Source organism: Pseudomonas mercuritolerans, from assembly GCF_025706525.1.
Classification (GTDB): Bacteria; Pseudomonadota; Gammaproteobacteria; order Pseudomonadales; family Pseudomonadaceae; genus Aquipseudomonas; species Aquipseudomonas mercuritolerans.
Window position 1 is genome coordinate 706674 of record NZ_JAMSHA010000002.1, and the last position, 13149, is coordinate 719822.

Annotated in this window: 13 protein-coding genes; 4 read left to right on the forward strand and 9 right to left on the reverse strand. The window is 61.8% G+C overall.

What is annotated here, in order from left to right; all coding sequences use genetic code 11:
* Positions 1 to 39 precede the first annotated feature (39 nt).
* From ND528_RS07980 to glyQ, 4 genes are all read right to left on the reverse strand, one after another.
* A complete protein-coding gene (locus ND528_RS07980) occupies positions 40 to 819 on the reverse strand; it encodes a lysophospholipid acyltransferase family protein (RefSeq protein ID WP_137214499.1) in 780 nt (259 codons plus the stop codon).
* Between the two features lie 84 nt (positions 820 to 903).
* Positions 904 to 1443, reverse strand: coding sequence for a D-glycero-beta-D-manno-heptose 1,7-bisphosphate 7-phosphatase (gmhB, locus tag ND528_RS07985; RefSeq protein WP_263470047.1), 540 nt, complete (start codon positions 1441 to 1443; stop codon positions 904 to 906).
* Positions 1444 to 1447: 4 nt separating this feature from the next.
* Positions 1448 to 3502, reverse strand: coding sequence for a glycine--tRNA ligase subunit beta (gene glyS, locus ND528_RS07990; protein ID WP_263470048.1), 2055 nt, complete (start codon positions 3500 to 3502; stop codon positions 1448 to 1450).
* A complete protein-coding gene (glyQ, locus tag ND528_RS07995) occupies positions 3499 to 4452 on the reverse strand; it encodes a glycine--tRNA ligase subunit alpha (protein ID WP_003187265.1) in 954 nt (317 codons plus the stop codon). Before glyQ ends, glyS begins: the two co-directional genes overlap by 4 nt.
* A gap of 81 nt (positions 4453 to 4533) precedes the next feature.
* Here glyQ and ND528_RS08000 point away from each other — a divergent pair, with 81 nt between their 5' ends.
* Together ND528_RS08000 and ND528_RS08005 are read left to right on the forward strand one after the other, a co-directional pair.
* Positions 4534 to 5091: a DNA-3-methyladenine glycosylase I gene (locus ND528_RS08000; RefSeq protein ID WP_125916983.1), complete on the forward strand. Its 558-nt coding sequence runs from the start codon at positions 4534 to 4536 to the stop codon at positions 5089 to 5091.
* Between the two features lie 41 nt (positions 5092 to 5132).
* The gene (locus tag ND528_RS08005) at positions 5133 to 6020 is read left to right on the forward strand and encodes a lysophospholipid acyltransferase (protein ID WP_263470049.1); all 888 of its coding nucleotides are present in this window, start codon (positions 5133 to 5135) and stop codon (positions 6018 to 6020) included.
* 57 nt (positions 6021 to 6077) lie between these two features.
* Here the strand turns inward: ND528_RS08005 and ND528_RS08010 are convergent, their stop codons facing one another.
* The 5 genes from ND528_RS08010 to def all read right to left on the reverse strand — a co-directional run bounded on the left by ND528_RS08010 (position 6078) and on the right by def (position 10770).
* The gene (locus ND528_RS08010) at positions 6078 to 6392 is read right to left on the reverse strand and encodes a tetratricopeptide repeat protein (protein ID WP_263470050.1); all 315 of its coding nucleotides are present in this window, start codon (positions 6390 to 6392) and stop codon (positions 6078 to 6080) included.
* 149 nt (positions 6393 to 6541) lie between these two features.
* On the reverse strand, positions 6542 to 7918 hold the full coding sequence (gene trkA / locus ND528_RS08015) for a Trk system potassium transporter TrkA (protein ID WP_016772381.1): 1377 nt from the start codon (positions 7916 to 7918) through the stop codon (positions 6542 to 6544).
* Between the two features lie 21 nt (positions 7919 to 7939).
* Complete coding sequence (rsmB, locus tag ND528_RS08020) at positions 7940 to 9250, reverse strand: 16S rRNA (cytosine(967)-C(5))-methyltransferase RsmB (protein WP_263470051.1); 1311 nt, start codon at positions 9248 to 9250, stop codon at positions 7940 to 7942.
* Positions 9247 to 10206: a methionyl-tRNA formyltransferase gene (gene fmt / locus ND528_RS08025; RefSeq protein ID WP_263470052.1), complete on the reverse strand. Its 960-nt coding sequence runs from the start codon at positions 10204 to 10206 to the stop codon at positions 9247 to 9249. Before fmt ends, rsmB begins: the two co-directional genes overlap by 4 nt.
* A gap of 57 nt (positions 10207 to 10263) precedes the next feature.
* Positions 10264 to 10770, reverse strand: coding sequence for a peptide deformylase (def, locus tag ND528_RS08030; protein ID WP_016772378.1), 507 nt, complete (start codon positions 10768 to 10770; stop codon positions 10264 to 10266).
* Positions 10771 to 10929: 159 nt separating this feature from the next.
* On the opposite strand from def, the gene ND528_RS08035 reads away from it, so the two are divergent.
* Together ND528_RS08035 and dprA are read left to right on the forward strand one after the other, a co-directional pair.
* Positions 10930 to 11955, forward strand: coding sequence for a LysM peptidoglycan-binding domain-containing protein (locus tag ND528_RS08035; RefSeq protein ID WP_133335465.1), 1026 nt, complete (start codon positions 10930 to 10932; stop codon positions 11953 to 11955).
* An 84-nt stretch (positions 11956 to 12039) separates the two neighbouring features.
* Positions 12040 to 13137, forward strand: a complete 1098-nt coding sequence (dprA, locus tag ND528_RS08040; RefSeq protein ID WP_263470053.1) for a DNA-processing protein DprA — start codon at positions 12040 to 12042, stop codon at positions 13135 to 13137.
* Positions 13138 to 13149: the final 12 nt, after the last annotated feature.

Sequence of the window (13149 nt, forward strand, 5' to 3'; positions counted from 1 at the left end):
TCTTTTGAAGCAAAAGCGTACACAGGTTATCCACAAAATTCAGACAGCCAGTTGGTCACTCGCGGCCGGTGCCTGTGGCGCCGGTGGCAGCGAGCCCATTTCGCGCTGGGTTTTCTCGTTCCACGCCTGCACACGGTCATTCAGATCAGCGATGGCGCGCGGCCCACTGCCTTCGGCATACATCGGTTCGCCAATGACCACGGTGATCACTCCGGACTGTTTACCCCAGCCGATTTTCGGCCAGAATTTGCCGGCATTGTGTGCAATCGGCAGCACCGGAAGCGCCGCATTCACAGCCAATGCGCTGCCACTGCGAGAGAACTTCCCAACGGTGCCGTACGGGACTCGTGTCCCTTCCGGAAAAATCAGCACCCAGACGTTGTCCTTGAGCAGCTCATCGCCTTTGGCCGCGACCTGTTTGAGCGCGGCTTTCGGGTTGTCGCGGTCAATGGCGATCGGGCGCAGCATGGCCATGGCCCAGCCGAAGAACGGCACGTAGAGCAATTCGCGCTTGAGCACTTGGCTCAATGGCGAGAAATAAGCGGAGAGGAAGAACGTCTCCCATGTGCTCTGGTGGTTCGATTGAATCACGCAGGGCCGGTCCGGCACGTTCTCCGCGCCTTTGATTTCGTAGCGGATGCCGAGGAAAACCTTGGTCAGCCACAGGGCGCAACGGCACCAGTACACGTTGATGAAACGATAGCGCGCCTTGAAGGACAGAAACGGCGCGATGAAAAAGCTCAGGCTGCACCACAGCAACGCTGTTGTGCCCAGCAGCAGATAAAAAACAAAGATTCTGAAGGCCCGCAGTATCGACATGGCGACGGTTACCGTTACGGGGCAATGCCCCGACTGTTCAAGCGCACTCCCGAGCAATCCCTGGCCAGGAAATTCAGAAGTACTCTAGTTGTGGATAAGTTCTGCGGCAATCGCCGCCAGATCGTCAAAAATCAGAGTGCCAACCGGCAGGGTTTTGCCCTGAGTCTTCTCGCCTTTCCCGGTCTTCACCAAAACTGGCTGTGAATCGACGGCTTTGGCGGCCTCCAGGTCACCAAGGCTGTCGCCGACGAACCAGACGTTGGTCAACGGCACCGTGTAATGCTCGGCAATGGTTTTCAACATTCCTGGTTTCGGTTTGCGGCAATCGCAACCCTCATCCGGGCCATGCGGGCAATACACGATCAAGCCAACTTCACCGCCCTGCTCCGCGACCAGCTCGCGCAGGCGCGCGTGCATGGCCTCGAGGGTGGCGAGGTCGTAATAGCCGCGAGAAATGCCCGACTGGTTGGTGGCCACCGCCACCGTCCAGCCGGCCTTGCTCAACTGCGCAATCGCTTCGATCGAGCCGGGCAGCGGAATCCACTCCTCCACCGACTTGATGTAGGCGTCGGAGTCGTAATTGATCACGCCGTCACGATCGAGAATCAGCAGTTTCAACAGCAATCCCTCAACCCAGCAGCGAAATGTCGGCAACACCGAGGAACAGCCCACGCAGACGCGCCAGCAGCGCGTAACGGTTGGCCCGCACATTGGCATCGTCGGCATTGACCATCACTGCGTCGAAAAACGCATCGACCGGCTCGCGCAGGGCCGCCAGGCGCGCCAGTGATTCGTTGTACTGCCGCGCCGCGGCCATTGGCTGCACCGCCTGATCCGCTTGCTGGATTGCCGAATACAGCGAGAACTCGTTGGCGTTGTCGAAATACTTGGCCTCGACCACGGTCGGTACCGAGCATTCGACTTTGCTCAACAGGTTCGACACACGCTTGTTCACCGCCGCCAGCGCTGCCGCTTCCGGCAGTTTGCGGAAGGCCTGAACCGCCTGCACACGCTGGTCGAAGTCCAGCGCCGAGCCCGGCTTGAGGGCACGGACCGACAGGTAAGTGGCGACGTCGACGCCTTCGTCTTCATAACGCGCACGCAGGCGGTCGAAGATAAATTCCAGCACGGCTTCGTTGAGACCGGCAGCCTTGACCTTGCCGCCGAACGCATTCACCGCGAAAGCCACGGCGTCGTTCAGGTCCAGATCCAGTTGTTTCTCGATCAGGATACGCAGCACGCCCAGTGCCGCACGGCGCAGGGCATACGGGTCTTTGCTGCCGGTTGGCAGCATGCCGATACCGAAGATGCCGACCAGAGTGTCGAGCTTGTCGGCGATGGCGACGGCTGCACCGGTCAGGGTCGCTGGCAATTCGGCACCGGCACCGCGTGGCATGTACTGCTCGTTCAGTGCCAGCGCGACATCCTGTGGCTCGCCGTCATTGAGGGCGTAGTAGTAACCGGCGACACCTTGCATCTCCGGGAACTCGCCGACCATTTCGGTGGCCAGGTCGCACTTCGACAGCAGGCCTGCGCGGGCTGCCCACGAGGCGTTGCCGCCGATGCGTGCGGCGATGTACGCGGCCAGTTTCGATACGCGCTCGGCCTTGTCGTAGACGCTGCCGAGTTTTTCCTGGAACACCACGTTCTGCAGGCGCAGGTTGAACTCTTCGAGCTTCTGCTTCTTGTCCTGCTTGAAGAAGAACTCGGCGTCGGTCAGGCGTGGGCGCACCACTTTCTCGTTACCGGCGATGATCTGCTGCGGGTCTTTGCTTTCGATGTTGGCCACAGTGATGAAGCGTGGCAGCAACTTGCCGTCGGCATCCAGCAGGCAGAAGTACTTCTGGTTGTCCTGCATGGTGGTGATCAGCGCTTCCTGCGGCACGTCGAGGAAGCGTTCCTCGAACGAGCACACCAGCGGCACCGGCCATTCGACCAGCGCGGTCACTTCGTCAAGCAGCGCCGGCGGCACAATCGCCGTGCCTTCCTGACGCGTGGCCAGTTCTTCGGTGCGCTTGCTGATGATCTCGCGACGCTCGTTGGCATCGGCCAATACGTACGCGGCACGCAGGTCGGCGAGGTAGCTCGACGGCGAACCGATGCGCACGCTCTCAGGGTGATGGAAACGGTGACCACGGGAATCACGGCCAGCCTTCTGCGCGAGGATCGTGCAGTCGATGACCTGGTCACCGAGCAGCATCACCAGCCACTGGGTCGGACGCACGAATTCTTCCTTGCGTGCCCCCCAACGCATGCGTTTCGGAATCGGCAGGTCGTTCAGCGAATCTTCGACGATGGTCGGCAGCAGGCTCGCGGTCGGCTTGCCGGCGATGTTTTGGCTGTAGCGCAGTTTCGGACCGCTCTGGTCGATTTCGCTTAGCTCGACGCCGCACTTCTTGGCGAAGCCCAGAGCGGCCTGAGTCGGATTGCCATCAGCGTCGAACGCGGCCTGACGTGGCGGGCCATCGAGGTTGATGCTGCGATCCGGCTGCTGAGAGGCCAGCGCAGTGATCAGCACGGCCAGACGACGCGGTGCGGCATACACGGTTTTGCTTTCGTAGCTCAGGCCGGCGGCTTGCAGGCCCTTGTCGATACCGGCGAGGAACGCATCAGCCAAAGTGTTCAGGGCTTTGGGTGGCAGTTCTTCGGTGCCCAGTTCAACCAGAAAATCTTGCGCACTCATTGTGCAGCCTCCAGCTTGGCCAGTACTTCGTCACGCAGATCCGGGGTCGCCATCGGGAAGCCCAGCTTGGCGCGTGCCAGCAGGTAGGCTTGCGCAACGGAACGCGCCAGGGTGCGCACGCGCAGAATGTATTGCTGACGCGCGGTCACCGAGATCGCCCGGCGCGCATCCAGCAGGTTGAAGGTGTGCGACGCCTTCAGCACCATTTCGTAGCTCGGCAACGGCAGCGGCTGGTCGAGTTCGATCAGGCGCTTGGCTTCGCTTTCATAGAAGTCGAACAGCTCGAACAGTTTGTCGACGTTGGCGTGTTCGAAGTTGTAGGTGGACTGCTCCACTTCGTTCTGGTGGAACACATCGCCATAGGTGACTTTGCCGAACGGGCCGTCAGCCCAGACCAGGTCGTAGACCGAATCGACGCCTTGCAGGTACATCGCCAGACGCTCGAGACCGTAGGTGATCTCGCCGGTCACCGGGTAGCACTCAATGCCGCCCGCTTGCTGGAAGTAGGTGAACTGGGTGACTTCCATGCCATTGAGCCAGACTTCCCAGCCCAGACCCCAGGCGCCGAGGGTCGGCGATTCCCAGTTGTCTTCGACGAAGCGGATGTCGTGCACCAGCGGGTCGAGGCCGACATGCTTGAGCGAGCCCAGATACAGCTCCTGGAAGTTGTCCGGGTTCGGCTTCAGGACTACCTGGAACTGGTAGTAGTGCTGCAGACGGTTCGGGTTTTCGCCGTAACGGCCGTCAGTCGGACGGCGGCTTGGCTGCACGTAAGCGGCGTTCCAGGTTTCCGGGCCGATGGCGCGCAGGAAGGTCGCGGTGTGGAAAGTGCCGGCGCCTACTTCCATATCGTAGGGCTGAAGTACCACACAACCTTGCTCGGCCCAGTATTGCTGGAGCGCGAGGATCAAGTCTTGGAAGGTACGCACGGCTGGCGTAGGCTGGCTCACGAAATTCACCTGTTTCTTGGGCTGCGATTTAAAGAGCGGGAGTATACCCGATTCGTTGCTGCGCACGCCCCCTGGAGCCTTATGCCACGCTGCTTTTGGTGTACCGAAGATCCGCTGTACATGGCTTATCACGATCAGGAGTGGGGCACGCCGCTGCGCGATGCGCAGGGTTTGTTCGAGTTGCTTTTGCTCGAAGGGTTCCAGGCCGGGCTGTCGTGGATCACGGTGTTGCGCAAACGTGAGCGCTATCGCGAGGTGCTGTTCGGCTTTGACGTGCAGCGCGTGGCGCAGATGAGCGATGCCGAAATCGACGAGCTCATGCTCGACCCGGGCATCATCCGCAATCGCCTCAAACTCAATGCTGCGCGGCGCAATGCTCAGGCCTGGCTGGCGCTGGAAGATCCGGTGGCGTTGCTCTGGTCGTTTGTTGGCGAGCAACCGATCATCAATCATTTCAAGGATCGCAGCGAAGTCCCGGCGATCACCCCCGAAGCGCTGGCGATGAGCAAGGCGCTGAAAAAAGCCGGCTTCACCTTCGTCGGTCCGACCATTTGCTACGCGCTGATGCAGGCCTCGGGCATGGTCATGGACCACACCCAGGATTGCGACCGCTACGCGCAGCTCGCCAACGCCGGTTAGAATGCGCGCCTCGCGCACAGCACAAAGATCAGGAGTGACCTGTGGAAAAGTTTAAAGGCGCCTTGCTGGTAGGCGCTCTGCGGCTGTTTGCCCTGCTGCCATGGCGAGCCGTGCAGGCCGTGGGTTCGGCGATCGGCTGGATCATGTGGAAAACCCCCAACCGTTCCCGCGACGTGTTGCGGATCAACCTCGCCAAGTGTTTTCCCCAGATGGATGCGGCCGAACGTGAGCGTCTGGTCGGTCAGAGTCTGAAGGACATCGGCAAGTCGCTGACCGAAAGCGCCTGCGCGTGGATCTGGCCGGCGCAGCGCTCGATCGATCTGGTCCGTGAAGTCGAAGGCCTCGATGTGCTCAAGGATGCGCTGGCCTCGGGCAAAGGCGTGGTCGGCATCACCAGCCACCTCGGCAACTGGGAAGTGCTCAACCACTTCTATTGCAGCCAGTGCAAACCGATCATTTTCTACCGTCCGCCGAAGCTCAAGGCAGTGGATGAATTGCTGCGCAAACAGCGCGTGCAGCTGGGCAACAAGGTCGCAGCGTCGACCAAGGAAGGCATTCTCAGCGTCATCAAGGAAGTGCGTAAGGGCGGTGCTGTGGGCATCCCCGCCGACCCGGAACCGGCCGAATCCGCCGGGATTTTCGTGCCGTTCTTCGCCACTCAGGCGCTGACCAGCAAATTCGTGCCGAACATGCTGGCCGGCGGCAAAGCGGTCGGTGTGTTCCTGCATGCCCTGCGCCTGCCTGACGGCTCGGGCTACAAAGTCATTCTCGAAGCCGCGCCCGAAGCGATGTACAGCACCGATACCGCAGAGTCCTGCGCGGCGATGAGCAAGGTAGTGGAACGTTATGTTGCGGCGTATCCGAGCCAGTACATGTGGAGCATGAAACGCTTCAAGAAGCGTCCGCCGGGCGAGGCGCGCTGGTACTGAGCAACTTCGATGGGGTGACGCTTGATGCAGACGGGCTCGCCTTGCTCAATCGGTAGCTCAAGGCGCCTGCCGCTCGAGCTTTTTCAGGAATACCGTCATCTCCTTCTCGGCCTGTTTGTCACCGTGGGCGCAGGCCGCTTCCAGGCCCTGTTCCCAGGCCTGACGCGCAGCGGCGTGATCGCCCAGCGCCAGCTGCGCCTTGCCCAGCAGCTTCCACGCTGCCGAGTATTTCGGATCGAAAGCGACACAACGCTGAAAATGCTCGGCAGCCTTGGCGTTGTCACCCAAGTCCAGATAACCCTTGCCCAGACCGAAGCGCAGCAGAGCGTTATCCACACGCTTGGCGAGCATTTTTTCCAGGGATTCGAGCATTGGCGGATTCCTTTCTATTGTTCGTCAGAGAACCAGCGAGTCTGTCAGACCGCTTTCGCGAGCAGGCTCGCTCCCACAGTTGGAATGCATTCCACTGTGGGAGCGAGCCTGCTCGCGAAGGGGCAATTACGGGCAACGTTGTTTTCAGGTCAGAAAAAGCTCAACCCCACATGAAACAGCTTCTCCACATCGCGAATATGCTTTTTATCCACAAGGAACAGAATCACGTGGTCGCCCGCTTCGATCACCGTGTCGTCGTGGGCGATGATCACTTTCTCATTGCGGATCACCGCGCCGATGGTGGTGCCAGGCGGCAGGCCGATCTTTTCGATTGGCTTGCCGATCACCTTGCTGGATTTCGCATCACCGTGGGCAATCGCCTCGATCGCTTCCGCCGCGCCGCGCCGCAGTGAGTGCACGCTGACGATATCGCCGCGACGCACGTGGGCGAGCAAGGTGCCGATGGTCGCCAGTTGCGGGCTGATGGCGATATCGATGTCGCCGCCCTGGATCAGATCGACGTAGGCCGGGTTGTTGATGATCGTCATGACCTTCTTCGCCCCCAGCCGTTTGGCCAGCAGCGACGACATGATGTTGGCTTCGTCATCGTTGGTCAGGGCGAGGAAGATATCGGCGTCGGCGATGTTCTCTTCCAGCAGCAGATCGCGGTCCGAGGCACTGCCCTGCAACACTACGGTACTGTCGAGGGTGTCGGAGAGGTAGCGGCAACGCGCCGGGCTCATCTCGATGATCTTCACCTGATAACGGCTTTCGATGGCCTCGGCCAGACGCTCGCCGATCTGCCCGCCGCCGGCGATGACAATGCGTTTGTAGGTTTCGTCGAGGCGGCGCATTTCGCTCATCACCGCGCGAATGTCCTCACGGGCGGCGATGAAGAACACCTCGTCATCGGCCTCGATCACCGTGTCGCCCTGGGGCAGGATCGGCCGATCACGGCGGAAGATCGCCGCGACGCGGGTTTCGACGTTCGGCATGTGCTCGCGCAACTGGCGCAGTTGCTGGCCCACCAGCGGCCCGCCGTAGTAGGCGCGCACCGCTACCAGTTGCGCCGCGCCTTCGGCGAAGTCGATCACCTGCAACGCGCCGGGGTGCTGGATCAGGCGCTTGATGTAATTGGTCACGACCTGCTCGGGACTGATCAGCACGTCGACCGGAATCGCTTCGTTCTGGAACAGCTGTTCCTCGCGATTGAGGTACGACGCTTCGCGCACCCGGGCGATTTTGGTCGGCGTGTGGAACAGCGTGTGGGCGACCTGGCAGGCGACCATGTTGGTTTCGTCGCTGTTGGTCACCGCGACCAGCATGTCGGCGTCGTCGGCACCGGCCTGACGTAGCACCGACGGCAGCGAGCCCCGGCCCTGCACGGTGCGGATGTCGAGGCGGTCGCCGAGGTCGCGCAGGCGCTCGCCATCGGTGTCGACCACAGTGATGTCGTTGGCCTCGCTGGCCAGATGTTCGGCCAGCGAACCGCCGACCTGTCCCGCACCGAGGATGATGATTTTCATCCAGTCACTCCATGAATCCGTTTAGCCGCGCGCGGCGGCGATCTTGATCAGCTTGGCGTAGTAGAAGCCGTCATGCCCGCCCTGCTGGGCCAGCAACTGGCGACCATGGGGCTGCTTGATGCCGGCCGCGGTGGCCAGATCGAGTTCCCGCGCGCCGGGGGTGCGTTCGAGAAACGCAGCGATGACTTCGGTGTTCTCGGTCGGCAGCGTCGAGCAGGTGGCGTAGAGCAGGATGCCGCCGACTTCAAGGGTTTTCCACATGGCGTCGAGCAGTTCGCCTTGCAATTGCGCGAGGGCGACGATGTCGTCCGGCTGGCGGGTCAGCTTGATGTCCGGATGGCGGCGGATCACGCCGGTGGCCGAGCATGGCGCATCGAGCAGGATGCGCTGGAACGGTTTGCCGTCCCACCATTTGTCGATATCGCGACCGTCGGCGGCGATCAACTCAGCGTTGAGGCCGAGGCGCTCAAGGTTTTCCTTCACGCGCACCAGACGCTTGGCCTCCAGATCCACCGCCACCACCCCGGCCAGGGCCGGTTCGGCTTCAAGGATGTGGCAGGTCTTGCCGCCGGGGGCGCAGCAGGCGTCGAGCACCCGCTGCCCCGGGGCCAGATCAAGCAAGTCGGCGGCCAGTTGCGCGGCTTCGTCCTGCACGCTGATCCAGCCTTCGGCGAAACCCGGCAGGCTGCGCACGTCGGCAGCAGCTTCGAGGACGATGCCGTCGCGGCTGTAAACGCACGGTGTCGCGGCGATCCCGGCTTCGCCCAGCAACGCAAGATAAGCATCGCGGCTGTGATGACGGCGGTTGACCCGCAGGATCATTGGCGGATGCGCGTTATTCGCTGCGCAGATCGCTTCCCACTGCTCGGGCCAGAAGGCCTTCAGGGATTTTTGCAGCCAGCGCGGGTGAGCAGTGCGCACCACCGGGTCGCGTTCCAGTTCGGCGAAGATCGTCTCGCTTTCGCGCTGGGCATTGCGCAGCACCGCGTTGAGCAGACCTTTGGCCCAAGGCTTTTTCAGCTTGTCTGCGCAGCCGACGGTTTCGCCGATGGCGGCGTGAGCCGGCACGCGGGTGTAGAGCAATTGATACAGACCAACCAGCAGCAACGCCTCGACATCAGCGTCGGCGGCCTTGAACGGTTTCTGCAGGAGTTTTTCCGCCAGTGCAGACAGGCGTGGCTGCCAGCGTGCGGTGCCGAAGGCCAGGTCCTGAGTGAAACCGCGATCGCGATCCTCGACCTTGTCCAGTTGCGTCGGCAGGGAGCTGTTCAGCGAGGCTTTGCCGCTGAGTACGGCAGCGAGTGCCTTGGCGGCGGCCAGACGCGGATTCATTGCGCATCCACCGCTGCGCCGAGGACGCTGCCGACGGCGAATTTCTCGCGGCGGCTGTTGAACAGGTCGCTGAAGTTCAGCGCCTTGCCGCCTGGCAATTGCAGGCGGGTCAGGCACAGCGCTTGGGCACCGCAGGCGACGATCAGCCCGTCCTTGCTGGCGCTGAGGATTTCACCTGGGGCGCCATTGCCTTCGGCCACTGTCGCGGCCAGCACTTTCAACGCTTCGCCATTGAGCGTGCTGTGGGTGATCGGCCATGGATTGAAGGCGCGGACCAGACGTTCCAGCTCCAGCGCCGGACGGTTCCAGTCGATGCGTGCTTCGTCTTTGTTGAGTTTGTGTGCGTAGGTTGCGAGTTCGTCATTCTGCACCTCACCTTGCAGGGTGCCGGCAGCCAGACCGGCAATCGCCTGCACCACAGCGGGCGGACCCATCTCGGCGAGGCGATCATGCAGGGTGCCGCCGGTATCTTCAGCGCTTATCGGCGTGACGACCTTGAGCAGCATCGGCCCGGTATCCAGCCCGGCCTCCATGCGCATCACGGTTACACCGCTTTCGGCATCGCCGTGTTCGACCGCGCGCTGGATCGGCGCCGCACCGCGCCAGCGCGGGAGCAGCGATGCATGGCTGTTGATGCAGCCCAGACGCGGAATATCCAGCACCGCTTGCGGCAGGATCAAACCGTAGGCGACCACCACCATCAGATCAGGCTTCAGCGCGGCCAGCTCTGCCTGGGCGTCGGCATTGCGCAAGGTCGGCGGCTGCAACACCGGGATATTATTTTCCAACGCTAACTGTTTGACCGGGCTCGGCATGAGTTTTTGCCCGCGGCCGGCCGGGCGATCCGGCTGGGTGTAGACCGCGACGATCTCGTACGGGCTGCTCAGCAGGGCCTTGAGGTGTTCGGCGGCAAATTCCGGGGTACCGGCAAAAACAATGCGCAGTGGCTCAGTCATGAAAGGCGTCTCATAAAAAGAAAAAGGCTTGCCGCAGCAAGCCTTTGAAGAGGGGCATCAAGCGTTCTGGCGGTGCAGCTTTTCCAGCTTCTTCTTGATCCGGTCGCGTTTGAGCGTGGACAGGTAATCGACGAACAATTTGCCGTTGAGGTGGTCGCATTCGTGCTGGATGCACACCGCGAGCAGGCCTTCGGCGATCAGCTCATAGGGCTTGCCGTCGCGGTCCAGCGCCTTGATTTTGACCTTCTGCGGGCGGTCGACGTTTTCGTAGAAGCCCGGTACCGAGAGACAGCCTTCCTGATACTGGTCCATCTCGTCGGTCAGCGGTTCGAACTCGGGGTTGATGAACACCCGTGGCTCGGTGCGGTCTTCGGACAGGTCCATCACGACGATACGTTTGTGCACGTTGACCTGGGTCGCGGCGAGGCCGATGCCCGGCGCTTCATACATTGTTTCAAACATGTCGTCGACCAACTGACGCACTTCGTCGTCCACTACAGCCACTGGTTTGGCGATAGTGCGCAGACGCGGGTCCGGAAATTCGAGGATGTTTAAAATGGCCATAGGCTTCGATTGCTGCACACGTTGAGTAAAGTCGGGTCGATGGCCTGGCGGGTCCGAAGATGCAGGCTACCGTTGTGAAGCGTAGCTTCTGAAAAACAGAAGCGAGCCACGGGGGCTCTGACGATTCACGCGAATGCACATGATAAAGGGATTCACTGCATGAGGAAAACACTACTCGCCCTGCTGCTTCTGGCTTCGGCCGGCGCCGCACAAGGGCAAGTGCAACTCAGGGATGGTTTTCCACAGCAATACACGGTGGTTTCCGGGGACACGCTCTGGGACATTTCCGGCAAATACCTGCGCGAGCCGTGGCAATGGCCACAATTGTGGCGGGCCAACCCGCAGATCGAAAACCCCAACCTGATCTATCCCGGCGACACGCTGACGCTGAGCTACGTCAACGGCCAGCCGCAACTGACCGTCCATCGTGGCGAGTCGCGCGGCACGATCAAGCTCTCGCCACGGATTCGCACCAGCCCGGTGGCCGAGGCGATTCCGAGCATTCCGCTGAAATCGATCAACAGCTTTCTGCTGAGCAACCGCATCGTCGACAAGGCCGAAGACTTCGACAAGGCGCCGTACATCGTCGCCGGCGATGCCGAACGGGTGCTCAGCGGTACCGGTGATCGCATTTTCGCCCGCGGCCATTTCGATCCTGAGCAACCGGTGTACGGCATCTTCCGCCAGGGCAAGGTCTACACCGACCCGCAGACCAAGGAATTCCTCGGCATCAACGCCGACGATATCGGCGGCGGCGAGGTTGTTGCCACCGAAGGCGACGTCGCCACCCTCGCCCTGCAGCGCACCACTCAGGAGGTACGGCTCGGTGACCGCTTGTTCGGCGGTGAAGAACGTTCGATCAATTCGACGTTCATGCCCAGCGCGCCGAAGCGTTCCATCGACGGCGTGATCATCGACGTGCCGCGCGGCGTCACGCAGATCGGTGTGATGGATGTGGTCACCCTGAACAAGGGCAAACGCGACGGTCTGGCCGAAGGCAATGTTCTGGCGGTGATGAAAACCGGCGAAACGGTGCGTGACCGGATCACTGGCCAGCCGCTGAAGATTCCCGACGAACGCGCCGGCCTGCTGATGGTGTTCCGCACCTACGACAAGCTCAGTTACGGCTTGGTGCTCAACGCGTCTCGCTCGCTGGCGGTGCTCGACAAGGTGCGAAATCCGTAAGCTTGCTTAACAAGTTACCAACAGAGTTATCCACAGCTTGTTCCGAATGGTTCGGAGCATCGAACGATCAAGGATGATCCATTCATGTTGTCTGTCAGTACGGCCATTTCCCTGGCGGAACTGGAAGCGCGTCTGCGCCTGCACCGCATGCCGGATATCGGTCCCAAGCGTTTTGCCAAGTTGCTCGAAGCCTTCGGCTCGGCGTCCAAAGCCCTCAGCGCGCCGGCCAGTGCCTGGCGCTCACTCGGGTTGCCGGCGGCCTGTGCCGAAGCACGGCGTTGTCCGACGGTGCGCGACGGCGCCAGCCACGCAATGCGCTGGCTAGAGCGTCCCGATCAACATTTGCTGATGTGGGACCAAGCGGATTACCCGGCGTTGCTGGCGCAAATTGCCGATCCGCCGCCGCTGTTGTTTGTTGCCGGCGATCCTTCGATTCTGGAAAAACCGCAACTGGCGATGGTCGGCAGCCGCCGCGCTTCGCGCCCGGGCATGGATACGGCGGCGGCGTTTTCCCGCAGTCTGGCCGGGGCCGGTTTTGTCATCAACAGTGGTCTGGCGCTGGGCATCGATGCCGCTGCCCATCAGGCTGCTCTGGATGTTGGCGGCTTGACCGTGGGTGTGCTCGGCACGGGCCTGGAAAATTTTTATCCACAACGCAATAAACGCCTGGCTGAGGCAATGATTGCCTCAGGAAGCGCGGTGCTTTCCGAGTTTCCGCTGGACGCCGGGCCGAGCCCGAGCAACTTCCCCCGGCGCAACCGCATCATCAGCGGTTTGTCCCTCGGCGTGCTGGTGGTCGAGGCCAGCGTTGCCAGCGGTTCGTTGATCACCGCGCGGCTGGCAGCCGAACAGGGCCGCGAGGTTTATGCCATTCCGGGCTCGATCCATCACCCCGGCGCGCGCGGTTGTCACCAGTTGATTCGCGACGGGGCGGTGCTGGTGGAGACTATCGAACACATCCTCGAAGCCCTGCGCGGCTGGCAGCAGCCGTTGTTATCCACAGCGGCGGCGCAGGCCGATCACCCGTTGCTGGCGCTGCTGCACGCGGCGCCGCACACCAGCGAGGCCTTGGCCGCGAGCTGTGGCTGGGCGTTGCCGAAAGTGCTGGCAACGTTGACCGAGCTGGAAATCGAAGGCCGTGCGGTATGCGAAAACGGTCGCTGGCTGGCGCGGTCGAGCTAGGTTTTACGATGA

Excerpts from the sequence above, each read along its gene's own strand:
- trkA (WP_016772381.1), bottom strand. The coding sequence starts at position 7,918 with ATGAAAATCATCATCCTCGGTGCGGGACAGGTCGGCGGTTCGCTGGCC.
- rsmB (WP_263470051.1), bottom strand. The coding sequence starts at position 9,250 with ATGAATCCGCGTCTGGCCGCCGCCAAGGCACTCGCTGCCGTACTCAGC.
- ND528_RS08010 (WP_263470050.1), bottom strand. The coding sequence starts at position 6,392 with ATGCTCGAATCCCTGGAAAAAATGCTCGCCAAGCGTGTGGATAACGCT.
- glyS (WP_263470048.1), bottom strand. The coding sequence starts at position 3,502 with ATGAGTGCGCAAGATTTTCTGGTTGAACTGGGCACCGAAGAACTGCCA.
- ND528_RS07980 (WP_137214499.1), bottom strand. The coding sequence starts at position 819 with ATGTCGATACTGCGGGCCTTCAGAATCTTTGTTTTTTATCTGCTGCTG.
- ND528_RS08035 (WP_133335465.1), top strand. The coding sequence starts at position 10,930 with ATGAGGAAAACACTACTCGCCCTGCTGCTTCTGGCTTCGGCCGGCGCC.
- dprA (WP_263470053.1), top strand. The coding sequence starts at position 12,040 with ATGTTGTCTGTCAGTACGGCCATTTCCCTGGCGGAACTGGAAGCGCGT.
- fmt (WP_263470052.1), bottom strand. The coding sequence starts at position 10,206 with ATGACTGAGCCACTGCGCATTGTTTTTGCCGGTACCCCGGAATTTGCC.
- ND528_RS08000 (WP_125916983.1), top strand. The coding sequence starts at position 4,534 with ATGCCACGCTGCTTTTGGTGTACCGAAGATCCGCTGTACATGGCTTAT.
- def (WP_016772378.1), bottom strand. The coding sequence starts at position 10,770 with ATGGCCATTTTAAACATCCTCGAATTTCCGGACCCGCGTCTGCGCACT.